The organism is Vibrio sp. CCB-PB317 (assembly GCF_022808245.1).
Lineage (GTDB): Bacteria > Pseudomonadota > Gammaproteobacteria > Enterobacterales > Vibrionaceae > Vibrio > Vibrio diabolicus.
In genome coordinates, this window is the sequence record NZ_JALGNU010000001.1 from 416342 (window position 1) to 441175 (window position 24834).

General features: G+C 45.2%; 27 protein-coding genes. 16 read left to right on the top strand and 11 right to left on the bottom strand.

The genetic code is table 11. The features are described from left to right. Positions 1 to 42: 42 nt before the first annotated feature. From MTR11_RS01975 to galU, 3 genes are all read left to right on the top strand, one after another. A complete protein-coding gene (locus MTR11_RS01975) occupies positions 43 to 2145 on the top strand; it encodes a YjbH domain-containing protein (protein WP_243326959.1) in 2103 nt (700 codons plus the stop codon). Between the two features lie 177 nt (positions 2146 to 2322). Then, positions 2323 to 3489: a nucleotide sugar dehydrogenase gene (locus MTR11_RS01980; RefSeq protein WP_047732702.1), complete on the top strand. Its 1167-nt coding sequence runs from the start codon at positions 2323 to 2325 to the stop codon at positions 3487 to 3489. Positions 3490 to 3557: 68 nt separating this feature from the next. Beyond that, positions 3558 to 4436: a UTP--glucose-1-phosphate uridylyltransferase GalU gene (gene galU, locus MTR11_RS01985; RefSeq protein WP_005397961.1), complete on the top strand. Its 879-nt coding sequence runs from the start codon at positions 3558 to 3560 to the stop codon at positions 4434 to 4436. A gap of 100 nt (positions 4437 to 4536) precedes the next feature. Here the strand turns inward: galU and tpiA are convergent, their stop codons facing one another. Continuing rightward, complete coding sequence (gene tpiA, locus MTR11_RS01990; RefSeq protein ID WP_005384863.1) at positions 4537 to 5307, bottom strand: triose-phosphate isomerase; 771 nt, start codon at positions 5305 to 5307, stop codon at positions 4537 to 4539. Between the two features lie 269 nt (positions 5308 to 5576). On the opposite strand from tpiA, the gene MTR11_RS01995 reads away from it, so the two are divergent. From MTR11_RS01995 to MTR11_RS02005, 3 genes are all read left to right on the top strand, one after another. After that, complete coding sequence (locus tag MTR11_RS01995; RefSeq protein ID WP_114323085.1) at positions 5577 to 5924, top strand: 5-carboxymethyl-2-hydroxymuconate Delta-isomerase; 348 nt, start codon at positions 5577 to 5579, stop codon at positions 5922 to 5924. A gap of 205 nt (positions 5925 to 6129) precedes the next feature. Continuing rightward, positions 6130 to 6552: a DUF805 domain-containing protein gene (locus MTR11_RS02000; protein ID WP_012841178.1), complete on the top strand. Its 423-nt coding sequence runs from the start codon at positions 6130 to 6132 to the stop codon at positions 6550 to 6552. Between the two features lie 1078 nt (positions 6553 to 7630). Further along, positions 7631 to 7897, top strand: coding sequence for a GIY-YIG nuclease family protein (locus MTR11_RS02005; RefSeq protein ID WP_371131107.1), 267 nt, complete (start codon positions 7631 to 7633; stop codon positions 7895 to 7897). On the opposite strand, the gene MTR11_RS02010 is transcribed toward MTR11_RS02005, so the two are convergent. From MTR11_RS02010 to glpX, 3 genes are all read right to left on the bottom strand, one after another. Continuing rightward, positions 7891 to 8241 carry a DUF3135 domain-containing protein gene (locus tag MTR11_RS02010; RefSeq protein WP_243326960.1) on the bottom strand — a complete coding sequence of 117 codons (351 nt, stop codon included), beginning with the start codon at positions 8239 to 8241 and terminating at the stop codon, positions 7891 to 7893. The two genes, MTR11_RS02005 and MTR11_RS02010, sit on opposite strands and share 7 nt — an antisense overlap. Before the next feature lie 160 nt (positions 8242 to 8401). Further along, positions 8402 to 9022 (bottom strand): helix-turn-helix transcriptional regulator, encoded by a 621-nt coding sequence (locus MTR11_RS02015; protein ID WP_048626579.1) that lies wholly within the window; start codon positions 9020 to 9022, stop codon positions 8402 to 8404. 550 nt (positions 9023 to 9572) lie between these two features. Beyond that, positions 9573 to 10580, bottom strand: coding sequence for a class II fructose-bisphosphatase (glpX, locus tag MTR11_RS02020; protein WP_005383180.1), 1008 nt, complete (start codon positions 10578 to 10580; stop codon positions 9573 to 9575). 348 nt (positions 10581 to 10928) lie between these two features. Here glpX and zapB point away from each other — a divergent pair, with 348 nt between their 5' ends. After that, positions 10929 to 11171: a cell division protein ZapB gene (gene zapB / locus MTR11_RS02025; protein ID WP_005379536.1), complete on the top strand. Its 243-nt coding sequence runs from the start codon at positions 10929 to 10931 to the stop codon at positions 11169 to 11171. Positions 11172 to 11306: 135 nt separating this feature from the next. On the opposite strand, the gene rraA is transcribed toward zapB, so the two are convergent. From rraA to priA, 7 genes are all read right to left on the bottom strand, one after another. Next, positions 11307 to 11813, bottom strand: a complete 507-nt coding sequence (rraA, locus tag MTR11_RS02030; protein ID WP_005397954.1) for a ribonuclease E activity regulator RraA — start codon at positions 11811 to 11813, stop codon at positions 11307 to 11309. 76 nt (positions 11814 to 11889) lie between these two features. Continuing rightward, on the bottom strand, positions 11890 to 12807 hold the full coding sequence (locus tag MTR11_RS02035; RefSeq protein WP_005397953.1) for a 1,4-dihydroxy-2-naphthoate polyprenyltransferase: 918 nt from the start codon (positions 12805 to 12807) through the stop codon (positions 11890 to 11892). A 639-nt stretch (positions 12808 to 13446) separates the two neighbouring features. After that, entirely contained in the window at positions 13447 to 14778 is a 1332-nt protein-coding gene (gene hslU, locus MTR11_RS02040) for an HslU--HslV peptidase ATPase subunit (protein WP_006742475.1), read from the bottom strand. A gap of 23 nt (positions 14779 to 14801) precedes the next feature. Beyond that, positions 14802 to 15353: an ATP-dependent protease subunit HslV gene (hslV, locus tag MTR11_RS02045; RefSeq protein WP_005383176.1), complete on the bottom strand. Its 552-nt coding sequence runs from the start codon at positions 15351 to 15353 to the stop codon at positions 14802 to 14804. 115 nt (positions 15354 to 15468) lie between these two features. Next, positions 15469 to 16017: a cell division protein FtsN gene (gene ftsN, locus MTR11_RS02050; RefSeq protein WP_017820300.1), complete on the bottom strand. Its 549-nt coding sequence runs from the start codon at positions 16015 to 16017 to the stop codon at positions 15469 to 15471. A gap of 224 nt (positions 16018 to 16241) precedes the next feature. Continuing rightward, positions 16242 to 17270 (bottom strand): DNA-binding transcriptional regulator CytR, encoded by a 1029-nt coding sequence (cytR, locus tag MTR11_RS02055; protein ID WP_254901949.1) that lies wholly within the window; start codon positions 17268 to 17270, stop codon positions 16242 to 16244. A gap of 304 nt (positions 17271 to 17574) precedes the next feature. Further along, positions 17575 to 19776 (bottom strand): primosomal protein N', encoded by a 2202-nt coding sequence (gene priA, locus MTR11_RS02060; protein ID WP_134647691.1) that lies wholly within the window; start codon positions 19774 to 19776, stop codon positions 17575 to 17577. A 295-nt stretch (positions 19777 to 20071) separates the two neighbouring features. Here priA and rpmE point away from each other — a divergent pair, with 295 nt between their 5' ends. The 9 genes from rpmE to rpsC all read left to right on the top strand — a co-directional run bounded on the left by rpmE (position 20072) and on the right by rpsC (position 24823). Further along, complete coding sequence (rpmE, locus tag MTR11_RS02065) at positions 20072 to 20293, top strand: 50S ribosomal protein L31 (RefSeq protein WP_005379546.1); 222 nt, start codon at positions 20072 to 20074, stop codon at positions 20291 to 20293. A gap of 455 nt (positions 20294 to 20748) precedes the next feature. Further along, entirely contained in the window at positions 20749 to 21060 is a 312-nt protein-coding gene (gene rpsJ, locus MTR11_RS02070) for a 30S ribosomal protein S10 (RefSeq protein WP_004410492.1), read from the top strand. Positions 21061 to 21074: 14 nt separating this feature from the next. Further along, positions 21075 to 21704: a 50S ribosomal protein L3 gene (gene rplC / locus MTR11_RS02075; RefSeq protein WP_005379555.1), complete on the top strand. Its 630-nt coding sequence runs from the start codon at positions 21075 to 21077 to the stop codon at positions 21702 to 21704. Between the two features lie 17 nt (positions 21705 to 21721). Then, positions 21722 to 22324, top strand: coding sequence for a 50S ribosomal protein L4 (gene rplD / locus MTR11_RS02080; RefSeq protein WP_005379556.1), 603 nt, complete (start codon positions 21722 to 21724; stop codon positions 22322 to 22324). Then, a complete protein-coding gene (gene rplW / locus MTR11_RS02085) occupies positions 22321 to 22623 on the top strand; it encodes a 50S ribosomal protein L23 (protein ID WP_004398471.1) in 303 nt (100 codons plus the stop codon). The genes rplD and rplW overlap by 4 nt, the downstream gene beginning before the upstream one ends. Positions 22624 to 22638: 15 nt before the next feature. Further along, positions 22639 to 23463: a 50S ribosomal protein L2 gene (gene rplB / locus MTR11_RS02090; RefSeq protein ID WP_005383168.1), complete on the top strand. Its 825-nt coding sequence runs from the start codon at positions 22639 to 22641 to the stop codon at positions 23461 to 23463. Between the two features lie 21 nt (positions 23464 to 23484). Next, entirely contained in the window at positions 23485 to 23763 is a 279-nt protein-coding gene (gene rpsS, locus MTR11_RS02095) for a 30S ribosomal protein S19 (protein ID WP_004394525.1), read from the top strand. A gap of 10 nt (positions 23764 to 23773) precedes the next feature. Beyond that, positions 23774 to 24106 (top strand): 50S ribosomal protein L22, encoded by a 333-nt coding sequence (rplV, locus tag MTR11_RS02100; RefSeq protein ID WP_005383164.1) that lies wholly within the window; start codon positions 23774 to 23776, stop codon positions 24104 to 24106. A gap of 18 nt (positions 24107 to 24124) precedes the next feature. After that, positions 24125 to 24823, top strand: coding sequence for a 30S ribosomal protein S3 (rpsC, locus tag MTR11_RS02105; RefSeq protein WP_005383161.1), 699 nt, complete (start codon positions 24125 to 24127; stop codon positions 24821 to 24823). Positions 24824 to 24834: the final 11 nt, after the last annotated feature.

Below are 24834 nucleotides of genomic sequence, written 5' to 3' on the forward strand. Positions count from 1 at the left end.
TGCCTTTTTCTGTATTCAATACATTAACAGTGGCTAAAACTGATGGCACAGAAAACGATTAAAACAGGGATAGCAGCTTTATCGCTGCCGCTACTGGTAAGTACCTCCCTTACCGCTCACGAGTTGGAAAAGTTACCTTCCAACCAAAGCTTTACGGGCTTGACTTTTACCCCTAATGCGCAGTCGTTAAACTACGGTGATTTTTCTTTTACGTATGCTCAAGGTTTACCTCTAAATCACAAAATTGATGAGTTAGATGCTCTTAATTTGTCGTTTGGTTTATTTGATGGTTTTGAGGCGTATGGAAGGATTGTTACCAAAACTTATAGCTGTAACTCATTTGTAAAAAGTGGGTGTGGTATAAGAGACCTATCGATGTCTTTCAAATATCAGGTTCCTAACTTTTGGGGATCAGAGAATCTCGATTTTGCTTTAGGTATTCAGGATCTAGGTGGTTCGGCCAATCAGTTCAGCACTAAATATGCGGTCGCGGACTACTCTTTCGACTTTGCTCCAGTTCGAGTGTCGGCAGGTTACGGGCTCTCTGATATCGAGTTGGGTGTGATGGACGGCCCATTCGGTGGTATTGAGTATCAACCATTGAGCTTTTTACAGGTCAGTGGTGAATACGATGCTGTGGAGTTCAACTCATCGGTAAAACTTTTTACCCCACAAGGCACACTGCCTTATGATGTGACAGCTTCACTCAGTTATCAGCTATATTCAGGCCATAATACAGATGAGCAAAATATCTGGAATGCGGCACTTTCAGTACCGTTAGTCACCGGGTACACACGTTCTCGCGATTACTCTCGTAATAATGTCACGTTGATGGAAAGGTTGTCTTTGGAGCAGAAGAAAGCCAAAGAGGCTTCTATCTCTACTTTGGTGAGCACGCTTCGTAATGAAGGCTTCGTGAATATTCAAATTGGTCTGTTGAACCAAACGACGGTAGTTGCGCTAGAGAACCGTCGTTATAACCATAACCAAGTTGACGGTTTAGGTGTTGCTATGGGGATCATTTCTAGTCACCTAGGTCAAAATGCCGTATCAGAAGTGGGCGGCGAGTCGGAGCGCATTGAGCTAATTATGCTCGCAAACCAAAAGCCTGTTGTTAGTGTGCAAGCGAATTCGTTTTGTTATCAACGTTTTATCAATGGTTCTGCTGCGTGCGAGGATATTAAGTTCACGACACGAGATTTAGCCGAGAAACTTGAGCTGGTTAATTGGAAAACAGAGCGCGTAAATAGCGGTGCACTAGACTCTCAACTTGTTTTTTCACCAATGGTTCGCCATGCCGTTGCGACAGAGTTTGGTGTCTATGACTACTCTTTTGCCATGTCGAGCAACTTATATACGTATCTTTGGTCTGGTGGGGCTGTTGATGTTCGCCATATTCTGCCGTTAGCAGAAAGTGACGATTATGAAAAATGGGGATACTTTGAAGATAGCGCGTACGAGAATGATATCGAGCGTGCAATGTTGCATCAATTCTTCCGTTTGCCTTATGTTGATATCGCGAACCAAGTATCCGTCGGTTTGGCGAAAACAGATTATATTGGCGCGAGAAGTGAATCAACATGGTTTTCTCAGTCCGGTGCGCATGCCTTTAGCTTAGAAATGAGTTATTTCCAGCACGTTGATGAGAAAGATGAAAATGGCTACGAGACTCTCGATCGTCAAACTTCGCTAGCTCGCTATACTTTCTCAATGCCTGAATGGGATTGGCAGTTTAACGCGACAGCGGGTGAGTTTTGGCGGGGTGATGTCGGTGCCAAGCTAACAACCTCTCATTGGTTTGAGGATATTGAGGTTTCCGCTACTTATCAGGTTACTAAGTACAAAGATACTGATGAAGAGCAGTTTGTGGCTGTTTCAGTCAAGCTACCATTAACACCTTGGCGCGATATGTCTCCTGGTTTGTTGCAGGTTCGAGGCAACGAGGCCTATGACTTTAATGTGATGACACGAGTAGGCAATGATGTGAATTACTTAAGTGATGGACAAGGTGATGAGCTTATCATGGACAACAGCATGCTACGTCGTTACTTCAACCACGGCCGCTATGGTAGTGATTACTTTGAAGAGAATAAGATTCGCTTACGTAATGCCTACCTGCGTTACCTATCAACTCAGTTAGACTAAACCCATAGAGTAATACTATTTGCAAAAAGCGGCCAACGAGCCGCTTTTATTTTATCTAAGTATCGAATGTGGAACATATCAAAAATGCAAATTTGTTTCGCGTCTTTATCGCTCTACCCTGTAGTTTGATGTTTTGTTATCCTACGAACAGTTTTACACTTTTAGGAATAATAAAAAATGAAAGTTGCAGTTGCAGGTACCGGCTACGTAGGTCTGTCCAATGCTATGCTTTTAGCTCAAAATCATCAGGTGGTAGCAGTTGACATTATCCAAGGTAAAGTGGATTTGTTGAATAACAAGCAATCTCCAATTGCGGATGCCGAAATTGAGGATTTTTTAACAAACAAAGAGTTAAACTTTGTCGCAACGTTAGATAAAGAACTTGCTTACAAAGACGCAGAGTTTGTTGTCATTGCTACACCAACGGATTACGATCCTCAAACAAACTACTTTAACACCTCTTCAGTTGAAGCAGTGATTAAAGATGTGATGTCAATTAACCCAGATGCGGTTATGGTTATTAAGTCGACTGTACCAGTAGGTTACACAGCGCGTATTAAAGAAGAACTCGGTTGTCAGAATGTCATGTTCTCTCCAGAGTTTCTTCGCGAAGGTAAAGCACTTTACGATAACCTACACCCGTCTCGCATCATCGTTGGGGAACGCAGCGAACGTGCAGAGAAGTTCGCTAACCTTTTGGTTGAAGGCGCGGTAAAAGAAGAAATCTCGGTTCTGTTTACTGACTCTACAGAAGCGGAAGCGGTTAAGCTGTTTTCAAACACGTATCTTGCGATGCGCGTGGCTTATTTCAATGAATTAGATTCTTATGCTGAAGCACATAACCTTGATGCTCGCCAAATTATTGAAGGTGTCGGCTTAGACCCTCGTATTGGCAATCACTACAACAACCCTTCATTCGGTTATGGTGGTTACTGCTTACCGAAAGATACAAAGCAATTGCTAGCAAACTACCAAGATGTTCCAAATAACATTATCGGAGCGATTGTTGATGCAAACCGCACTCGTAAAGATTTTGTCGCAGAGTCTATTCTCAAGCGAGAACCAAAAGTTGTGGGCATTTACCGCTTAATTATGAAGGCTGGCTCCGACAACTTCCGCGCTTCGTCTATTCAAGGTATTATGAAGCGTATAAAGGCAAAAGGCATCGAAGTCGTGGTGTATGAGCCAGTACTTCAGGAAGAAGAGTTCTTCCATTCTGCTGTTATCCGCGATATTGAAGAGTTCAAACAAATGTCAGATGTCATTGTTTCTAACCGCATGGTTGAGGAACTAGCTGATGTGGCTGATAAAGTTTACACCCGCGACCTGTTTGGTAGCGATTAATTAGTCTTTATATTCAAAATAATATAACAGGCTCCCTCAGAGGAGCCTTTTTTTAGTTGGTAATGGTTATGATTAAAAAATGTTTATTCCCTGCAGCGGGTTACGGTACACGTTTCCTTCCTGCAACTAAGTCGATGCCGAAAGAAATGATGCCAGTGGTGAACAAGCCATTGATTGAATACGGTGTTGAAGAAGCGATTGAAGCCGGTATGGACGGTATGTGCATCGTCACTGGTCGTGGTAAGCACTCGTTAATGGATCACTTTGATAAAAACTACGAGCTAGAGCATCAAATTAGCGGTACAAGTAAAGAAGCGCTGCTTGATGATATTCGTTCTTTGATTGATTCTGCGAGTTACACTTACATCCGTCAGCGTGAAATGAAAGGCTTAGGTCACGCTATTCTTACGGGACGTGAATTGGTCGGTGATGAACCGTTTGCTGTAGTGCTTGCGGATGACCTTTGTGTGAATGAGGACAAAGGCGTTCTAGCGCAAATGGTTGAGCTGTACAAACAATTCCGCTGTTCAATCGTTGCGGTACAAGAAGTGCCGGAATCAGAAACGCATAAATACGGTGTGATTGCTGGCGAGATGATCAAAGATGATATCTTCCGCATTGATAACATGGTTGAAAAGCCAGAGCCAGGCACTGCACCTAGCAATCTAGCGATTATTGGTCGCTACATTCTGACACCTGATATCTTTGAACTGATTGAAAATACAGAGCCGGGCAAAGGTGGCGAGATTCAAATCACCGATGCGCTGATGCAACAAGCTCAATCTGGTTGTGTTTTGGCATACAAATTTAAAGGTCAGCGCTTTGATTGCGGTAGTGTAGAAGGCTACATTGAAGCAACAAATTACTGCTACGAGAACCTTTATAAGAAGGATTCCAGTGCGGAGCTCGCGAAAAAACCAACCGTGAAAATTGCTGAGCCAGCATAATTCAGAACTTCCTATCGGTGTACTCCGAGTGGATAACACGCAAACAAAAAGGGATGCATGATGCATCCCTTTGTTATTTCTACTCTGAGTAAAAACGAGATTAAGCTTTTGCTTTCGCCGCTGCTTTAGCGATTGCTGCGAAGCTCTTAGCGTCTAGAGAAGCGCCGCCAACTAGAGCACCGTCGATGTCTGGTTGTGAGAAGTAAGCTTCAGCGTTTTCTGGCTTAACAGAACCACCGTATTGGATGATTACTTGTGCTGCAACTGCTTCGTCTTTCGCAGCGATAAGTGCGCGGATAGAAGCGTGGATGCGTTGTGCATCTTCAGCGGTTGCTGCTTTACCAGTACCGATAGCCCAGATTGGTTCGTAAGCGATGATTGCGCCGTTTAGAGCTTCAACACCGTAAGTGTCGATAACTGCGTTGATTTGACGTGCACATACAGCTTCAGTTTCGCCAGCTTCGTTTTGCGCTTCAGATTCACCGATACAGAAAACAGGTGTTAGGCCGTTTTCTTTTAGGAAGTTGAATTTCTTAGCGATAAACTCGTCAGATTCGTTGTGGTATTCACGACGCTCTGAGTGACCGATGATGATGTGAGTAGCACCGAAATCTTTCAGCATTTCTGGAGACATATCGCCAGTGAACGCACCGCTGTTGTTTAGGTCAGTGTTTTGAGCACCTAGGATGATCTTGTTACCGCCTTCAGCGATTACGCGCTCTGCTAGGTCGATGTAAAGTGCTGGTGGAGCGACTGCTACGTCAACACCTTCAACGCCTTCAAGCTCAGCGTTAAGACCAGTTAGCAGCTCAGTTACCATTGCTTTGCTGCCGTTTAGTTTCCAGTTACCCATCACTACAGGACGACGCATAGGAATATCTCCCTTATCTTTAATGTAAATAGTCAATTAATGTAAAAAATCTACGTAGGAATATAACAGAATAATGTGAACAGATCATGATTGGCGTCATGTCTTGTCCGGCTTTCTTTACTGATTCGACCAAGCATCGATCCTGTTATTTTTGTCAAAAGCAATCGATTGGTGATCACGTAGACAGAATGATAGTTCATTCCTCGGAAATTGCTGCTGAGATTGGTATTACTACGCGCTGGAGTTAATTGTTGTAGAAAGGAATCAAAATGCCAAATCTCGTTTTAGAGTATTCAAACTCGGTGGAAGAACGCGTCAATGTTCAGGGGTTGCTGGAGGATTTACATAAAACGGCGTTAGAGAGTGGCCTTTTTGAACTCGCGTCAGTGAAATCTAGAACGCTCAGGTGCCACAATTGGTTAATTGGGGAAGAGGGCGATAGCCTCGACTTTATCCATATCAACTTTGATTTGCTATCTGGCCGTTCCCAAGAGCAGAAGCGGGAACTGTCACGAGCCTTGATGGCGACACTTCAAGAGCAAGCCAGTCACGTGCACAGCTTAACGGTCAACATCCGAGACATGGACGTAGAAAGCTTCCAGAAGGTAGTGAATTAGGTTGAACCGAGTTTCTTGAGAGCAGTGAGCAGGGTTAAGCATCGTTAGATGCAAGGGTACTGAAAGCTAATAGGCCTTATCGAGCGTTTATCGTTGCTCGTTCTGCTTGTTATAACGGCGTTGTTGGCGCCTACACTGCAGGTGTACTTTCCAAGCCATATCGACTCGGCTAATCTATAACCTTTCTATTTTGGGGTAAAATTTGATGTCGACTAAAGAGTTACTGTTTTCTTTTCAAGGACGTATAAACCGTAAAACCTACTGGATTTGGAACGTCATTTACTATGTCTCTATTCTAGGTTTTGGGGCTGGAATCAGTAAGCTATTTCCTACTTTCTCCTATTTACTTCTCCCTATTTTCTTGGTGATTTTGTTAATCCCTGATTTGGCGATCACCACCAAGCGTTGGCATGACCGCAACAAATCAATCTATTGGCTAGCACTGAATATTCCGCTGATTATCGGACGAATCGCCACGCCAATGACCAGCCCTGTCGCACAAGAGCCGTCGACACCGCAAATGTTCGTTGCATCCATTTCTCTGATTTGTGGTTTATGGATTCTAATTGAATGTGGCTTCTTAAAGGGGACATCAGGACCAAACCAATATGGCCCTGAGCCTGAGTAATCGCTTTAAGTAACGTGCGCGCTGAAAGTAGATTCTGAGTCTCGCCGAGGCTCGCTAGAATGACGATCTCTTTTGATCTAGAGCTTGCTATTGTACCCGTCATTCTGAACAACGAGGAACGAGTGTGATTCAGAATCTATCGTCCGCTTGAGCAGTGGCTAAGGTGAGAGGGAAAGAATAGGAGTTTGCTGTTACTTGATTCTTAGTCTCGCTGGAGCTCGCTAGAATGACGAGCTCTTTTGATCTAGAGCTTGCTATTGTACCCGTCATTCTGAACAACGAGGTACGAGCGTGATTCAGAATCTATCGTCCGGTTGAGCAGTAGCTAAGGTGAGTGGGAAAGAATAGGAGTTTGCTGTTACTTGATTCTTAGTCTCGCTGGGTCTCGCTAGAATGACGAGCTTTTTTGATCTAGAGCTTGCTATTGTACCCGTCATTCTGAACAACGAGGTACGAGCGTGATTCAGAATCTATCGTCCGGTTGAGCAGTAGCTAAGGTGAGTGGGAAAGAATAGGAGTTTGCTGTTACTTGATTCTTAGTCTCGCTGGGTCTCGCTAGAATGACGAGCTTTTTTGATCTAGAGCTTGCTATTTTAACCGTCATTCTGAACAGTGAGGGACGAGCATGATTCAGAATCTATCGTCCGCTTGAGCAGTGGCTAAGGTGAGTGGGAAAGAATAGGAGTTTGCTGTTACTTGATTCTTAGTCTCGCTTGAGCTCGCTAGAATGACGATCTCCTTTGTTTTAGAGGCTGTTAAAGTCATCGTCATTCTGAACAGCGAGGAACGAGTGGGATCCGAATCTATTGTCCGGTTGTACAGTGGTTAAGCTGAGTGGGAAAGAATGGGAGTTTGCTGTTCCCAGACTCTTAGTCTTGCTGAGTCTCGCTAGAATGACGACTTTCTCTTATTTAGTAGCAAGTTAAATTAACCGTCATTCTGAACAGCGAGGCACGAGTGTGATTCAGAATTTACGCCCAGAGCGCTCCGAGTTTGAACTGAGCGATTGAATTACAATGGAAAAGTAACAGCGAATCATGAAGGAGAATGAATCATCGATAGGACACCTTGCGTTTATATCCTAACGTCAAACAACAACGCCGTTCTTTACATTGGTGTTACCAGTCAGCTGCCTCAAAGAATATGGCAGCATAAAAACGGAGTAGTTGAGGGATTTACCAAGAAATACAACGTTCATAAGCTCGTTTACTTTGAGTTATTCGAAGATATGGCAACTGCCATAAACCGAGAAAAGCAGCTCAAGCAGTGGAAGCGTGAGTGGAAGTTAGCCTTGGTAAGAGAAACGAACCCTAACTTTCTCGATCTATCTACTGAGTATCAGTAAAAATCATCCCTACCTTTAAATGCCTCTAAACTAACCACATCCGCTTTTTGAGTCGGTGCCGTTTCCCCTTGTAGCGCCGCTCTGAACTTCACGACCTGTTTTTGTAATTCGTTCATCAATACCACATTGGTGTGGTGAGGGTTTTTACACGTGCTGATGACCCTATCGATGTGGCTTTGCTGAGCCCACAGCCTTTCTTGCATGTTTTCTGATGCGCTTTCGATCATCTCTTTTGCCATGTCATGACGAAATTGCTCAAAAGCTTCTGGATCTCGCTCTGCCATTCGAACCATTTCATCGAATGGCGGAAGCATTTGAGAAGAGTAGTGACGTAGAGTAGACATCAATGTTCTCCAAATCCTTATGGAAATTGCCTTTAGTTACTAAAAGCCTATACCATTAGAAAGAGGAGAGAGGATGAATTCTTCAGCCGTCTCACTTATAAGAGAAGCTTTTAAGCTTGAGATTGAATAAGTGCGGCATGTCGATGTTTGGTTGTGGTGGTTACTGCAGTTGTTGGATGCGGTAAACGCAGCGTCGTTGGCCGCTGATGATATGCTCGGTGCGCTCTATTTTGGTGTCACGTCCAAGCAAAGACTGAAAGACGCTCAATTCCGATTGGCACAAGCTTGGGCAGCGAGTTGCGGCTTTACAAATCGGGCAGTGATTTTCGATCAAGATAAATCCGTTCTCATCTTGCTCAAGCTCGGCCATATAGCCTTCTTGTTCTCTTAGTGTCACAAGAGTTTCTAGTTTGCTTTGCAGAGAGTTACATTGCTCAAGATGCTGACGATAACTTTGTAATGTGAGTTTTTCCCTTTCTGATGTGACTTTGTCCAGTCCATCTTTGCCAAAGATATGTTCGACAGCTTCTATAAATTGAATGGTCAACTCACCGTGACGGTCAGCAAATTGCTCATGACCTTTTTGAGTGAGAGACCAATGGCGAGCGGGGCGACCCACTTTGACTTTGACGTCATGAATAGACAGGATGCCATCATCTTCTAAACTCTGAAGGTGCTGACGTGCCCCCATAGTTGTCATACCCAGCTCAGAAGAGAGTTGTTTTGCAGTGACGGAACCATCACGCTTAACGATTTGCAATATCCTATCTACAGTCTTCATATACCCACCATTTATACGTCAGTACATATTATGCGCGATAGGGTTAGTAAAGAAAAGTGTTGACTTAGTTTGAGTGGGGATCTGTTGGGTCTATGTTCATGCGAACCAATATACGTCGTCATTCTGAACAGCGAGGAACGAGGTGATTCAGAATCTATCGTCCGATTGTGCAGCGGTTAAGGCGAGCAGGAAAGAATAGGAGCTTGTTACTACTAGATTCTTAGTCTCGCTGGAGCTCGCTAGAATGACGAGCTCTTTTGATTTAGAGCTTATTAAAGTCACCGTCATTCTAAACAACGAGGAACGAGTGTGATTCAGAATCTATCGTCCGGCTGTGTAGGGGTTATGGTGAGAGGGAGAATAGGAGTTTGCTGTTACTGGATTTTTTAGTCTCGCTGGAGCTCGCGAGAGTGACGAACTCTTTTGATTTAGAGCTAATTAAAGTCACCGTCATTCTGAACAACGAGGAACGAGGTGATTCAGAATCTATTGTCCGGCTGTGCGGAAAGAAAGGCTCACACTCAGATTGAGCGAGAGCCTCGAGAAATGCTTAAAGAATAATATCACGCACTTCTGGATCTTTACGATCTAGGTAGTGAGTCGACTTAATACGACGAATAGTACGGCATCGACCACGCACGAGCAGCGTTTCTGTGGTTGCGATATTGCCTTGGCGAGAGATGCCTTCTAGCAAGTCACCTTTAGTAATGCCTGTTGCTGAGAATACCACATTGTCGCTACGGGCCATGTCTTCCATTTTGAGGACAACATTCGCTTTTACGCCCATTTCATCGCAGCGTTTTAGTTCGTCTGCGCCGTAAATGCGGTTTTCTTCAGTATCGCCTTTTACTTCATGACGAGGAAGTAGACGACCGTGCATGTCACCGTCTAGCGCTCGAATCACCGCGGCTGATACGACCCCTTCTGGCGCGCCGCCAATACAGTACATCATGTCCACTTCACTGTCTGGCATACAAGTCAGAATAGAGGCAGCCACGTCACCATCAGGCACCGCAAAGACACGTACGCCCATTGCTTGCATTTCTGCAATAACGTCATCGTGGCGAGGCTTCGCAAGGGTAATAACGACTAAGGTATCAAGTGGTTTGTTCAGGGCTTTTGCTACGTTCTCTAGGTTCTCTTTTAACGGCTTTTCTAAATCAATTACGCCTTTTGCACCAGGGCCAACAACCAGTTTTTCCATGTACATATCTGGCGCTTTAAGAAAGCTGCCTTTCTCACCTGCGGCAAGTACGGCTAGTGCGTTTGACTGTCCCATTGCCGTCATACGCGTCCCTTCAATCGGGTCGACTGCAATATCTACTTCATCACCACCAATACCCACTTGCTCACCAATGTATAGCATTGGCGCATCATCGATTTCACCCTCACCAATGACAATTTCACCACTGATATCTGTTTTGTTCAGTAGGGTGCGCATAACTTCAACAGCTGCGCCATCGGCTGCATTTTTATCGCCACGGCCAAGCCATTTGTAACCAGCCAAAGCTGCACCTTCAGTCACACGGGAAAATGCCATTGCTAAATCGCGTTTCATGATGTCTCCAAGTAAGCAAGAGGGAAGAAGAATTTGCGCGGCGATTCTATCACAACGTAGGGTAAACGTTTGCCTTTTTGCGGAGCTTTTACTTTATCTAACTTGAATTTGATCAATACTTAGGGCGATTTTCAGCGTGGCGGGAGGCAAAATCCTTGCTCAAAAATGCTTCGGCGATAAGAAAAGTCAGCGTTTAGTGAGATTGCGCCGATTTTTTGACCGAATGATGCGAAATATCGAATATAGTGAGTGTTTCTCATCGCGACGCTGAGTAGAATGAACCTTATATAGGTTAGGTGTGCATCAATCTCGCACATCGTCCCAACGGAATAACATAGGTAGGCCAAGATGTCTTTTGAAGTACTAGAACAACTAGAATCTAAAATTCAAACTGCAGTTGACACAATCACTCTTCTTCAGATGGAAGTCGAAGAGCTGAAAGAAGATAAAGCAAAACTTGCGGAAGAAGCGAACGAGCTTCGCTCTCAACGTGAAGAGCTAGAGCAAAAAGCACAGCAAGCACAACAAGAGCACGCGCAATGGCAAGAGCGCATTCGTGCACTACTTGGCAAAATGGACGAAGTGGAATAATCCGGCTTCTTCATTCTAAATTAAAAACACCCGCGTTAAGCGGGTGTTTGTGTTTTGGGCAAGTTGAAAATCGTTAGGACAAGCTCGATTCTGATAGCCAAGATAAGGTCCTATAACTTAGGTACCTAAGACTCGTTATTCTTCTTCATCCAACTCTAAATCAATATTCAATGGCTCAGGCGACAGGATGATCCCAGTGCTATCAGCATAAATATAATCTTCAGGTAAGAAGCTGACGCCGCCAAAGTTGACTGGTACATCTAATTCGCCGATACCCTGGCTGGTCGCTCCAACAGGAATAGAAGCGAGGGCTTGAATGCCTAAGTTCATATCTTCAAGTTCATCTACTTCACGAACACAGCCGTAAACGACAATGCCTTCCCACTCGTTTTCTTCCGCAATAGTTGCGATTTCTGCATCGATAAGGGCTTTACGTAGGGAACCGCCACCGTCAATTAACAAAACGCGACCAAGTCCATCTTGCTCTAATGTCTCGCGGATCAACGAATTATCTTCAAAACACTTGATGGTGGTGATTTGCCCGGCAAATGAAGCGCGACCGCCAAAATTACTGAACATTGGTTCAACCACATCTACCTGATCGAGGTAGATATCACAGAGTGCTGAGGTATTGTATTCCATAGCGTACCTTTCTAAACAGAAATTGGTTGTCTTTGAGTATATCTAGGCATTAAGTCAATGCAATGACAATCCTTTTTTAACTTACTAGAGTTTGAGCTACCACAATTGTTGCAAACAAAACGTTGGTGACTAAAGAGCATTTCACGATGACTGGCATCATTGGTGCTATCTGAGCGGGCTTTTGTGTATGCCAAACCGCTTTACCATGATCGGCCACGAAATAAATACTAAGTAAAAATGGCAAGCTAATCCAAACGGGTTTGTCTTGAATTAACAAGTAAGCCGCAAAGGCAAGAATAGCACCGCCAAGTAAAACAAAGTGGTACTGCTTGGCTTTGCGTTGACCCAAACGCACTGCGACCGTGCGTTTACCACACTCTCGGTCGTTCTCGATATCACGCATATTGTTGATGTTGAGTACTGCAACGGCGAGTAAACCGCAGCCTAGAGCAGGTAAGAATAGCGTGGTATCTACGTGACCAGTATGCAAGAAATAGGTACCGGATACGCCGAGTAAACCAAAAAACAAGAACACTGATATATCGCCAAGCCCCACGTAACCGTATGGTTTGCTACCCATGGTGTAAGCAATCGCCGCGAGGATGGCTAAAATTCCCAGCCCGATAAACGTCACAATGCTTTCCAGTGAGCTTAGTGAATAGAAAACTAACACTAAGCCAGAAATGGCGGTCAGAACGATGTTAAAGATAATCGCCTGTTTCATTTGTTTCGCACTTACCGCGCCAGACTGCATCGCTCGTAATGGGCCAAGGCGTTTGTCGTTATCTGTACCTTGAACGGCATCGCCATAGTCGTTCGCAAGGTTGGACAGAATTTGCAGTAACGTCGCGGTTACGAAAGCCATGATGGCAATTGTCAGTGAAAAATGACCCGCCGAGTAGGCGAGTACGCTACCCGTTAAGATAGAGACTAACGCCAGAGGTAGTGTTTTTGGGCGAGCGGCTTCAAGCCAGATCTGTAAAGATTGTTTCATGGAAATTTCGTGCTAGTAACCAATGTGCCCAGTATAAGCACAAAGAGGCAGATACGCTATTGACCTAAAACAACTCAACTAAAAGTCAAAGGGTGAAGTAGAAGGAAAGCAGTTTCGATATTTGAGGCGATAAAATAGCCCTCTTTTTGGAAAGTGGAGGGTACGGAGAACGCTGCTATTAGATTCTTAGTCTCGCTTGAGCTCGCTAGAATGACGAGATCTTTTGATTTAGATGTTGTCAAAGTCACCGCCATTCTGAACAACGAGGAACGAGTGTGATTCAGAATCTATCGTCTGGTTGTGCGGTGGTTAAGGTGAGAGATGAAGAGTAAGCGTCTGCTGTTAGCAGATTCTTAGTCTCGCTTGAGCTCGCTAGAATGACCAGATCTTTTGATTTAGATGTTGTTTAAGTGACCGTCATTCTGAACAACGAGGAACGAGTGTGATTCAGAATCTATCATCCGATTGTGGTGGTTAAGGTTAGTGGGAAAGAATAGGGTGTGCTGTTACCAGATTCTTAGCCTCGCCTGAGCTCGCTAGAATGGCCAGAACTATTGATTTAGGTGTTGTCACAGTAATCGTCATTCTAAACAAAAAGCCCAGAAACAAGGTTCTGGGCTTTGGTAAAATAGATTGCGATTAAAGAATAAAGCGGCTTAGATCTTCATCTTCAATCGTGTCGCCTAGGCGCTCTTTCACATAAGCGGCATCGATAACAAACTTCGCGCCAGATTGTTCTGCTGCATCGTAAGAGATTTCATCCATTAAGCGCTCCATAACGGTATGCAAGCGACGAGCACCGATGTTTTCTGTGCTTTCGTTGACCGTCCATGCCGCTTCCGCGATTTGCGTGATGCCATCTTCTGTGAACTCGATGTCCACATCTTCCGTTTTCATCAACGCAACGTACTGCTCTGTTAGAGAGGCTTTTGGCTCTGTCAGAATGCGTTTGAAGTCGTTGCTGCTTAGTGCTTCTAGCTCAACGCGAATTGGTAGACGACCTTGCAATTCTGGGATCAAGTCAGATGGTTTTGCCACTTGGAATGCACCAGATGCAACAAACAGAATGTGGTCTGTTTTTACCATGCCGTGCTTGGTTGATACTGTGCTGCCTTCAATCAATGGAAGCAGGTCGCGCTGAACACCTTCGCGTGAAACGTCTGGGCCTGAGCTCTCACCGCGTTTACAGATCTTGTCAATCTCATCGATAAATACGATGCCGTTGTTTTCAACGTTGAAAATCGCTGCTTCTTTTAGCTCTTCTTGGTTAACCAATTTCGCTGCTTCTTCTTCCGCTAGCGCTTTCATCGCGTCTTTGATTTTCAGCTTACGCTTTTTCTTAGTATCGCCAGCTAGGTTTTGGAACATGCCTTGCAGCTGATTTGTCATCTCTTCCATACCAGGGGGCGCCATGATCTCTACGCCCATTTGTGGTGCGGCTACGTCGATTTCAATTTCTTTATCGTCTAGTTGGCCTTCACGCAGTTTTTTACGGAAAATCTGGCGAGTGTGAGAAGACTCTTCCGTTTGCTCTGCTTGACCCCAGCTATCACGTGCTGGTGGCAGTAGCGCATCAAGAATGCGTTCTTCCGCTTGCTCTTCAGCGCGGAATTTTACTTTTTCCATCGCTTGTTGATGCGTCATTTTTACCGCGACATCAGTCAGGTCACGGATGATGGTTTCAACTTCTTTACCAACGTAACCCACTTCTGTGAATTTTGTCGCTTCAACTTTGATGAATGGTGCATTTGCCAGTTTTGCTAGGCGGCGTGCTATTTCAGTCTTACCAACACCCGTAGGACCAATCATCAAAATGTTTTTTGGCGTCACTTCGGCACGCAAACTTTCTTCAAGCTGCATACGGCGCCAGCGGTTACGAAGTGCAATCGCAACCGAACGCTTGGCTTTTTCTTGACCGATAATGTGGCGGTTCAATTCATGAACGATTTCGCGAGGCGTCATTTCAGACATATTCTTTCCTTACTTCGTTACGATTACGCGGTTGGTTTTTCAGGCTCTACCGTTGAGTCTAGCTCTTCTACTGTGTGGTGGTGGTTGGTGAAGACACAAATATCACCCGCGATATTGAGAGCTTTTTCCGCGATCTCACGAGCATCTAGATCTGTGTTTTCTAGTAGGGCGGTTGCGGCTGCTTGTGCGTAAGCACCACCAGAGCCAATCGCAATCAGGTCGTGTTCTGGCTGTACGACATCACCATTACCGGTAATGATTAACGATGCGGTTTCGTCGGCAACGGCAAGCAAGGCTTCGAGCTTGCGCAGAGCACGATCGCTACGCCAGTCTTTGGCTAGCTCAACCGCAGCCTTAGTTAGGTGGCCTTGGTGCATTTGCAGCTTGCTTTCGAAGCGCTCAAAAAGGGTGAAGGCATCTGCAGTGCCGCCAGCAAAGCCCGCTAGTACTTGGTTGTTGTATAGGCGGCGAACTTTGCGCGCATTACCTTTCATTACGGTATTGCCTAGAGATACTTGGCCATCACCCGCGATGACGACTTTATTATTTCGACGTACAGATACAATGGTAGTCACAGTCGACCTCTTGATTATTTCTCTTTGGATTTAATTCAGTATATGGGGGAGGGGAAATAGGGATTCAAGGGGGCAAAAAGAAAGGCCCTAGGATCTTAGCTCCTAGGGCCTGAGTTTAAAGATTTTCTTTCCAAATCGCACATGGCTCGATTTTCGCGCGTTGCAGTTTATGACGGTCACGTTCTGCATCACGTTTGAACTTATACGGACCTAGCACCACGCGATACCATGAACTGCCTTCTTTCTTACGAATCTTGCTCGACATCCCTTGGAACGCGATTGCAAGCTTGCGCTCTTCCGCTTGTGCCTGGGTTTTGTACGCGCCACACTGCATGATGTAAGGAATTTTAGAAACTTCAATTTCTTTGGCCACAACTTCAACTTCACGTTTCGGTAGTGACTCAACATATTCCCACTTTTCTTCTGGTGGTGGCGGCAAGTCTTTTTTCGGCTTTGGTTTGCTTACAGTGGTTGTTGGCTGCTTCACGACAGGTTGTTTGGGTTCTGGGTCGCTACTCAAAAGGTAAAGACCATAGCCAAAACCACCCACGAGCAAGATAGCGAGCAGGCCACTACGCCAAGGTTTTTTTCTTCTCGGCGGCTGTTTTTTTGTCGACTTTTTTGGGGCGCCTCGCCCCCGTCTTACATAATCTCTATTTGCCACGGTTATTTCTGGTCATCAAGGATTCTTGCAAATATGTTAATCCAGAACGAGTTGAGAAAACACCCTATTGATAGAATCTTGATAGCTAAAGCGCGACAACGCCCGAGTGTAGGAGTGTGTTTCCGTTCTTGCTTATATTTATTCGGGGATACACAAAAAGCAGGAGGGGCAAATAAAAAGCGGCGCCTTAGCACCGCTTTGGGTATGAATACCTAATCTTTAGGTTAAGGGCGCTGTGGTGGCGCTGCACTTCCGCGAATGACGAGGTTAGTTTCAAGTAGGCGCGAGCCTGAATGCACGTCGTGTCCTTTTAACATCTCAAGCATCATTAGCATCGCTTGTCGACCAATCTCATAGCGAGGCTGAGAGATGGTGGTCAACGGTGGATCGCAGTACTGAGCGAAGTTAATGTCATCAAAGCCCACAACGGAGAGATCTTGCGGTACTCGTAAGCCAAGCTTTTTCGCTTCTTGAATTGCGCCGATGGCCATTGTGTCACAGTGACAGAAAATAGCTGTTGGTGGCTCAGGTAATTCGAGCAGTTTACGAACGGCTTTTGCTCCGCCATCAAAAGAGAACTCAGTAATGACACTATATTGAGGGTCTTTATTGATGCCTGCACGGCGCAAGGCTTGTTGATAACCTTGCTGGCGGAACTGACACAATATTGCCGTATCTGGACCCGAGATTTGCGCGATGCGTTTATGACCTAGTTGGGTTAGGTAATTCACCGCTTCAAATGCTGAGGTCAGGTTATCAATATGTACTGTTGGAAGTTCTAACTCTGGCGCAAATTCACACGCCATTACCATCGGAGGTAAGTTCTTTTGTTCTGGCTTACTGACATCGAACGGTAGATCTGTGCCAAGCAGTAGCATTCCATCCGCCTGCTTAGTAAATACGAGGTTAACGAAAGAACTTTCGCGTTTCTTCTGTTGTCCGCTATCGCCCAGCAGGACTAGATAGCCATGTTCCATGGCAGCATCTTCAATGCCGCGAATAATTTCAGAAAAATAAGGATCACAGATGTCGGGAACGATAGTGACAATGGTTTTTGATTCGTTTCTACGTAAGTTACGCGCTAATGAGTTTGGAGAATAACCCGCTTCAAGTACGGCATCTTCTACTCTTTTTCTCGTTGAAGAAGAGACCTTCTCTGGGTTCATTAATGCTCGAGATACCGTAGCCGTAGACACTCCCGCAAGCTGGGCAACATCCTTCATTGTCGCCATAGTTTTTAACCTCTCGTTTATTTTTTTGCCAAGATGACGTTATTCCGGTTTGAAATCATAGTAATCACGCTGAGTTAGAGCAGCGTTTGCTCTTCGCTCAGTTCGTGTTAACAAGTGGAAAAATGGATTCTTCACTGCGACATCAATTTGTGGGAATAGTCATTGTTTTAATCTAAGCCTGTGCGAACAAGTCACTTTAGACTTTTCTAATTTGGATAGTCTATTCATTTCTAAAGTGAAAGTTACGGTCTGTTTAACAAAAATTGCAATCCCGTTGTGATGCTCGTCACATTAAATGGTAATTCATTACATAGTTAAACGTTTGCTAGCTGAGATCTTGTGGCTCTATGTCTAAATTCCAGCGAACTTTCTTGGCATTTGGCAACAACTCAATAGCAGGTTTGGCACTGGTTAATAACTTTTGCATCAATGAACGATGCTGGGTTTGAAGTAACAGCTGCCAGCGGTATTTGCCTGCACGTTTGGCGAGAGGTGATGGTGTTGGACCCAGCACCATGCAAGTGTCGTCAAATAAAGGATGCGATTCTAAGGTAAAGCGAACCTGACGTAAGAAGTCTTCAACCACTTCACTTTGGTTTGCTTCTGCTTTAAACAGAGTCAAGAAACTATAAGGCGGAAGCTGGGCGAGCTTACGTTCTTCCAGAGCTGTCATAGCAAAGTGACGATAGTCTTTTTGAAGTAGGGCTTGCAGCAAGCTGTGCTCAGGATGGTGAGTTTGCAGGATCACTTCGCCAGGTTTACTTGCTCGGCCAGCACGACCTGCGACCTGAATAAACAGCTGAGCTAATCGCTCCGAAGCGCGGAAGTCACTACTATACAAAGAGCCATCAACATCCAAAAGAGCTACGAGCGTTACATTTGGAAAGTGGTGCCCCTTAGCCAGCATTTGAGTGCCTATCAGTATTTGGTATTCACCTTTACGAATCGACTCAAGGGCATCTTCCAAGCTACCTTTGCGACGTGTGCTATCTCTGTCGATGCGAATGGCGTTGTATTCTGGAAACAACTGAGCCAATTGTTGTTCGAGCTGTTCCGTTCCTACGCCGACGGTAACCAGTTGAGTTGAACCACATCCCTGACACTGATGAATGACAGGTTGTTGTGAGCCGCAGTGATGGCAGCGTATTTCGTTGCTGTAATGGTGGAACGTATAGTACGCATCACAGCGTTTACATTCTGCAATCCAACCACATTCATGGCACATCAAAGCGGGCGAGAAACCTCGGCGGTTAAGAAACAACATAACCTGATTGCCCATTTTTAAGTGTTTGCGCATTTCGGCAATCAGTTGGGCGGATAAGCCACTTTCTAAATACTGACCTTTTACATCTAACACTTTATTGGTGGTTGGCACGGCAGAGCCAGCTCGTTGGGTGAGTGTTAAATGGTGATATTTACCAGACAGCGCATTATGTAGGGTTTCTAACGCTGGCGTCGCTGAGCCAAGGACAATCGGCACTTGCTCTTTATGGGCGCGCATGACAGCAACATCACGAGCGTGGTAACGCAAGCTGTCTTGTTGCTTATAAGAGGAGTCATGCTCTTCATCAACGATAATAATCCCCAAATCAGCAAAAGGTGTCAGTAGGGCTGAGCGCGTACCAATGATGATCCCCGCGGCTTTATCGCGAGCCGATAACCAGGCGTTCAAACGCTCTGTTTCATTCAAACCGGAATGAATCACATCTACTGGGACATTAAATCGATGTTTAAAGCGGTTGATGGTTTGGGGCGTTAGACCGATCTCAGGTACTAAAACTAATGCTTGTTTCCCTTGCTCTAGAACGGGCTTGATAAGGTTTAAGTAAACTTCGGTTTTACCGGATCCCGTGACCCCTTCTAATAAATAGCAAGCAAAGCCCGTTTGGCTATTTACGCTGGCAATCGCGAGTGCTTGTTCATGGTTAAGCTTTGGTTTCTCTACCGCACACTCTACATTTTGACTCCATTTCGTAATGGTCGGCTTTTTCTCGATGCGCTCGACCCAACCTTTTTCTTCGAGATTTTTTAAGATGGTCGAGTTTACTTCTTGATCCAAGAGCTCTTGATGCGAGATTGGGCCGTTGATCATCATTTGGAGTGCACGCTGTTGTTTTATCGCACGTCCAAGCCCTTGCATGAGCTTATTTCTTCCTGCTTCTGTCAGTTGCCATTCTTGTAGCGTTGCAAAGTCGGCCGGTTTGCCTTTCCTCAGCGCGGCAGGCATTGCATTGTGTAGAGTGTCACCTAGAGGGTACTGATAGAACTGGCTGCACCAATTTAGCAGAGAATAAAGCGTCTCTGGCCATATCGGTTGGGAGTCTAATACCGCTTTGATTGGCTTAAGTTGATCTTTAGGAAAGTCGGAGTCGTTCACCATTGCGGTGACGATGCCGACTAAGGTTTGGCGTCCAAAAGGTACGGAAACGCGTCCACCAATGATCGGAAACAGGTGCCCCGGAATGGCGTAATCAAATTGTTTGTCGAGCGGAACGGGTAATGCCACTCTAGCAATGGTTGGACGCATAAATTCTTAGCTATTAAAAAGAGGGAAAGGAAATGAGAGTCTATTAAAATCGGTATGGAAATTCGAGTAAAGCTATGTGATTCAGCGTGAATCGTGCCTCTATGATTAGTCTGGCTAAAAAAGTGGCGAAAAAGTTGCCAAATGTGTTGATCCGAGCAATGTGATTCTTTACTATATCGCGCCTTGAGATATGGCTTCGGCAATTAGTTGATGCGGTATCCCATTTTATTATTAATTGCGTGTGGTGTGCGGCTTAGATTCGTATAGCGACACGGCCTACTATTGAGGTTATCCCATGAAAGCTGGTATCCACCCAGAATACAAAGCAGTAAAAGCGACTTGTTCTTGCGGCAACTCTTTTGAGTTCAACTCTACTCTAGGTAAAGAGTCTATCCACCTAGACGTATGTGACAAGTGTCACCCATTCTACACTGGTAAGCAACGTATCGTTGATACAGGCGGCCGTGTTGATCGCTTCAACAAGCGTTTCGGTGCACTATCAAGCGGTAAGAAATAATAGCAGCCGCTATTACGATTACAGTTTAGAAAAGGACGCTTCGGCGTCCTTTTTGTTTAATGGCTACCAAGCGAAGAGGGATGTATAGGGTTTGGAATATTCCCGATTATTTTTCACTCAGCGCTTGCAACCTAAAGTGTGATCTGTATAATGCAGCGCACTGGTTAAGCCAGTTGTGAACCAATGAGCAGTGAGGAGCGAGCAAATCTAAGGATTTGCGAGGTAATGTATACTCAGCTTATGTTCGCGGTTAATACAATTAGCTATCTTTTCTTCGGAAAAACTATCCTCAAAGGTGACTTTGGCATATAGGGATAGTTAATCGAAAATTAACTGACAATGCGTCCTAATCTTGGATGCTACGGTTTCACATAAATCAATCGGCATTCTCTCGTCTTGACGAGTTTGAGTGGCGATATTGTTTGTGTAATTTATTAAATTTGGAGCTCTGTCTCATGCAGAACCAACGTATCCGTATCCGCCTAAAAGCTTTCGATTACAAACTAATCGATGCTTCTACAGCGGAAATCGTTGAAACAGCTAAGCGCACTGGCGCACAGGTTCGTGGTCCAATCCCACTGCCAACTCGTAAAGAGCGTTTCACAGTTCTTATCTCTCCACACGTTAACAAGAAAGCACGTGACCAGTACGAAATCCGTACTCACAAGCGTCTAATCGACATCGTTGAGCCAACAGACAAGACTGTTGATGCTCTAATGCGTCTAGACCTTGCTGCGGGCGTTGACGTTCAAATTAGCCTAGGTTAAGGGAGATTAGAAGTATGATTGGTCTAATCGGTCGTAAAGTGGGCATGACCCGCGTATTTACTGAAGAAGGCGTTTCTATCCCAGTAACTGTTGTTGAGGTTGAAGCTAACCGTGTTTCTCAAGTGAAAACTCTTGAAACTGACGGCTACGCAGCAATCCAGGTTACAGCTGGTTCTAAGAAAGCTAACCGCGTAAACAAAGCTGAAGCAGGTCACTTTGCTAAAGCTGGCGTTGAAGCTGGTCGCGGTCTTTGGGAATTCCGTTTAGAAAACGGCGAAGAGTTCGAAGTTGGTTCAGAACTAACTGTTGAACTATTCAACGAAACTAAGAAAGTAGACGTTACTGGTACATCTAAGGGTAAAGGTTTCCAAGGCGCTGTTAAGCGTTGGAACTTCCGTACTCAAGATATGACTCACGGTAACTCATTGTCTCACCGTGCTCCTGGTTCTATCGGTCAATGTCAGACTCCAGGTCGCGTATTTAAAGGCAAGAAAATGGCAGGTCACATGGGTGCTGAGCGTGTAACGACTCAAAACCTAGAGATCGTACGTGTTGACGCTGAGCGCAACCTGCTTCTTATTAAAGGTGCAGTCCCAGGCGCAACTGGCGGCAACGTGATCGTTAAACCAGCTGTTAAAGCATAACGTCTCAGGAGTAAGTAATGGAACTAATGGTTAAAGGTGCCGATGCACTAACTGTTTCCGAAACTACTTTCGGACGTGAGTTTAACGAAGCTCTTGTACACCAAGTAGTTGTTGCGTACGCAGCAGGTGCTCGTCAAGGTACTCGTGCTCAAAAAACACGTTCAGAAGTTTCTGGCGGTGGCGCTAAGCCATGGCGTCAAAAAGGTACTGGCCGTGCGCGTGCTGGTACAATCCGTAGCCCAATCTGGCGTACAGGTGGTGTTACTTTTGCTGCGAAACCACAAGATCACAGCCAAAAAGTAAACAAAAAAATGTACCGTGGTGCTATGAAGAGCATTCTTTCTGAGCTTGTTCGTCAAGAGCGTCTAATCGTTGTTGATAACTTCTCAGTTGAAGCACCAAAGACTAAAGAGCTAGTTGCTAAGCTTAAAGAGCTTGAGCTAACTGACGCTCTAATCGTGACTAGCGAAGTAGATGAGAATCTATTCCTAGCTGCTCGTAACCTATACAAAGTTGACGCACGTGATGTTGCTGGTATCGATCCAGTATCTCTAATCGCGTTTGACAAAGTTGTAATGACTGCAGAAGCAGTTAAGCAAGTAGAGGAAATGCTAGCATGATCACTGAAGAGCGTATCCTAAAAGTTCTACGTGCACCGCACATCTCTGAAAAAGCAACTATGGCAGCTGAGAAAGCGAACACTATCGTTTTCAAAGTAGCGAAAGATGCGACTAAAAAAGAGATCAAAGCAGCTGTAGAAAAGCTATTTGAAGTTGAAGTTAAGTCTGTAAATACTCTTATCACTAAGGGTAAGACCAAACGTCAAGGTCTACGCCAAGGTCGCCGCAGCGACGTTAAGAAAGCGTACGTTACTTTGAAAGAAGGTCAAGATCTTGACTTCGTTGGCGGCGCGGAATAACAGGAGTAGTTAAAAATGGCTATTGTTAAATGTAAGCCGACTTCCCCTGGTCGTCGTCACGTTGTTAAAGTTGTTAACGCTGACCTACACAAGGGCAAGCCATACGCACCTCTTCTAGAGAAAAACTCTAAGAACGGTGGTCGTAACAACAAGGGTCGTATCACAGTACGTCACATCGGCGGTGGTCACAAGCACCACTACCGTGTAGTTGACTTCAAACGTACTAAAGATGGTATTCCAGCGACAGTTGAGCGTCTTGAATACGATCCAAACCGTAGCGCAAACATTGCTCTAGTTCTTTACAAAGACGGTGAGCGTCGCTACATCCTAGCACCTAAAGGTGTTGTAGCTGGTGATGTTATTCAGTCTGGTGTTGATGCACCAATCAAAGCTGGTAACACTCTACCAATGCGTAATATCCCAGTAGGTTCAACAGTACATAACGTTGAACTTAAGCCTGGTAAAGGTGGTCAGCTAGCTCGTTCGGCTGGTGCTTACGCTCAAATCGTTGCTCGCGACGGTGCGTACGTAACTATCCGTCTACGTTCTGGCGAGATGCGCAAAGTTCTTTCTGAAGGCCGTGCAACAATCGGTGAAGTTGGTAACTCTGAGCACATGCTACGTGAACTTGGTAAAGCAGGTGCATCACGTCATCGCGGTATCCGTCCAACGGTTCGTGGTGTTGTAATGAACCCGATTGACCACCCACACGGTGGTGGTGAAGGCCGTACTTCTGGTGGTCGTCACCCAGTATCTCCTTGGGGTATGCCTACTAAAGGCTTCAAGACTCGTAAGAACAAACGCACTGACAAGTACATCGTACGTCGTCGTAACAAGTAATCTATATAAAGAGGAATCGCCATGCCACGTTCTCTCAAGAAAGGTCCTTTTATTGACCTACACTTGCTGAAGAAGGTAGAGAAAGCGGTGGAAAGCGGAGACAAAAAGCCTATTAAGACTTGGTCCCGTCGTTCAATGATCATCCCTACGATGATCGGTTTGACCATCGCTGTCCATAATGGTCGTCAGCACGTACCAGTATTTGTAACTGATGAAATGATCGGTCACAAACTGGGTGAATTCGCACCAACACGTACTTACCGCGGTCACGCTGCGGATAAGAAAGCTAAGAAGCGCTAAGGAGTAAATAATGGAAGCAATTGCTAAACATAACTTTGCTCGCATTTCGCCTCAGAAAGCTCGCTTAGTTGCGGATCTAATCCGTGGTAAATCTGTTGACCAAGCTCTAGAAATCCTAACGTTCAGCAACAAAAAAGCTGCTGCACTAGTTAAGAAAGTTCTAGAGTCTGCTATCGCTAACGCGGAGCACAACGAAGGTGCAGATATTGACGATCTGAATGTCGCAAAAATCTTTGTAGATGAAGGCCCAACCATGAAGCGTATTATGCCTCGTGCTAAAGGTCGTGCGGATCGTATCTTGAAGCGTTCAAGCCACATCACTGTTGTTGTAGCAGATCGCTAGAGACTAGGAGAGTAAGCAATGGGTCAAAAAGTACATCCAAATGGTATTCGTCTAGGCATCGTTAAGCCTTGGAATGCTACATGGTTTGCTAACACCAAAGATTTCGCTGACAACCTAGACGGCGACTTCAAGGTACGTCAGTTCCTTACAAGTGAACTGAAAAAAGCGTCTCTATCACGTATCGTTATCGAGCGTCCTGCTAAGAGCATCCGTGTGACTATTCACACTGCTCGTCCAGGCGTTGTTATCGGTAAGAAAGGTGAAGACGTTGAGAAGCTACGCGCAGCTGTAGCTAAAATTGCAGGTGTACCAGCGCAAATTAACATCGCTGAAGTACGTAAGCCTGAACTAGATGCGCAACTTGTTGGTGACAGCATCGCGTCTCAGCTAGAGCGTCGTGTTATGTTCCGTCGTGCTATGAAGCGCGCAGTACAAAACGCAATGCGCCTAGGCGCTAAAGGTATCAAAGTGGAAGTAAGCGGTCGTCTAGGCGGCGCTGAAATCGCACGTTCAGAGTGGTACCGTGAAGGCCGTGTGCCTCTACACACTCTACGTGCTGACATTGATTACGCAACTTCTTCGGCTCACACTCAATACGGTGTGATCGGCATTAAAACTTGGATCTTCAAAGGTGAAATCCTAGGTGGTATGCCAGCAGCTAACGCTGTAGAGCCTAAAGGCGACAAGCCTAAGAAGCAGCGTAAAGGCCGTAAGTAAGGAGTCGACAG

Bases quoted from the DNA above. Each gene is read 5' to 3' on its own strand.
- MTR11_RS01975 (WP_243326959.1), top strand. From the start codon at position 43: ATGGCACAGAAAACGATTAAAACAGGGATAGCAGCTTTATCGCTGCCG.
- MTR11_RS01980 (WP_047732702.1), top strand. From the start codon at position 2,323: ATGAAAGTTGCAGTTGCAGGTACCGGCTACGTAGGTCTGTCCAATGCT.
- galU (WP_005397961.1), top strand. From the start codon at position 3,558: ATGATTAAAAAATGTTTATTCCCTGCAGCGGGTTACGGTACACGTTTC.
- tpiA (WP_005384863.1), bottom strand. From the start codon at position 5,307: ATGCGTCGTCCTGTAGTGATGGGTAACTGGAAACTAAACGGCAGCAAA.
- MTR11_RS01995 (WP_114323085.1), top strand. From the start codon at position 5,577: ATGCCAAATCTCGTTTTAGAGTATTCAAACTCGGTGGAAGAACGCGTC.
- MTR11_RS02000 (WP_012841178.1), top strand. From the start codon at position 6,130: ATGTCGACTAAAGAGTTACTGTTTTCTTTTCAAGGACGTATAAACCGT.
- MTR11_RS02010 (WP_243326960.1), bottom strand. From the start codon at position 8,241: ATGTCTACTCTACGTCACTACTCTTCTCAAATGCTTCCGCCATTCGAT.
- MTR11_RS02015 (WP_048626579.1), bottom strand. From the start codon at position 9,022: ATGAAGACTGTAGATAGGATATTGCAAATCGTTAAGCGTGATGGTTCC.
- glpX (WP_005383180.1), bottom strand. From the start codon at position 10,580: ATGAAACGCGATTTAGCAATGGCATTTTCCCGTGTGACTGAAGGTGCA.
- zapB (WP_005379536.1), top strand. From the start codon at position 10,929: ATGTCTTTTGAAGTACTAGAACAACTAGAATCTAAAATTCAAACTGCA.
- rraA (WP_005397954.1), bottom strand. From the start codon at position 11,813: ATGGAATACAATACCTCAGCACTCTGTGATATCTACCTCGATCAGGTA.
- MTR11_RS02035 (WP_005397953.1), bottom strand. From the start codon at position 12,807: ATGAAACAATCTTTACAGATCTGGCTTGAAGCCGCTCGCCCAAAAACA.
- hslU (WP_006742475.1), bottom strand. From the start codon at position 14,778: ATGTCTGAAATGACGCCTCGCGAAATCGTTCATGAATTGAACCGCCAC.
- priA (WP_134647691.1), bottom strand. From the start codon at position 19,776: ATGCGTCCAACCATTGCTAGAGTGGCATTACCCGTTCCGCTCGACAAA.
- rpmE (WP_005379546.1), top strand. From the start codon at position 20,072: ATGAAAGCTGGTATCCACCCAGAATACAAAGCAGTAAAAGCGACTTGT.
- rpsJ (WP_004410492.1), top strand. From the start codon at position 20,749: ATGCAGAACCAACGTATCCGTATCCGCCTAAAAGCTTTCGATTACAAA.
- rplC (WP_005379555.1), top strand. From the start codon at position 21,075: ATGATTGGTCTAATCGGTCGTAAAGTGGGCATGACCCGCGTATTTACT.
- rplD (WP_005379556.1), top strand. From the start codon at position 21,722: ATGGAACTAATGGTTAAAGGTGCCGATGCACTAACTGTTTCCGAAACT.
- rplW (WP_004398471.1), top strand. From the start codon at position 22,321: ATGATCACTGAAGAGCGTATCCTAAAAGTTCTACGTGCACCGCACATC.
- rplB (WP_005383168.1), top strand. From the start codon at position 22,639: ATGGCTATTGTTAAATGTAAGCCGACTTCCCCTGGTCGTCGTCACGTT.
- rpsS (WP_004394525.1), top strand. From the start codon at position 23,485: ATGCCACGTTCTCTCAAGAAAGGTCCTTTTATTGACCTACACTTGCTG.
- rplV (WP_005383164.1), top strand. From the start codon at position 23,774: ATGGAAGCAATTGCTAAACATAACTTTGCTCGCATTTCGCCTCAGAAA.
- rpsC (WP_005383161.1), top strand. From the start codon at position 24,125: ATGGGTCAAAAAGTACATCCAAATGGTATTCGTCTAGGCATCGTTAAG.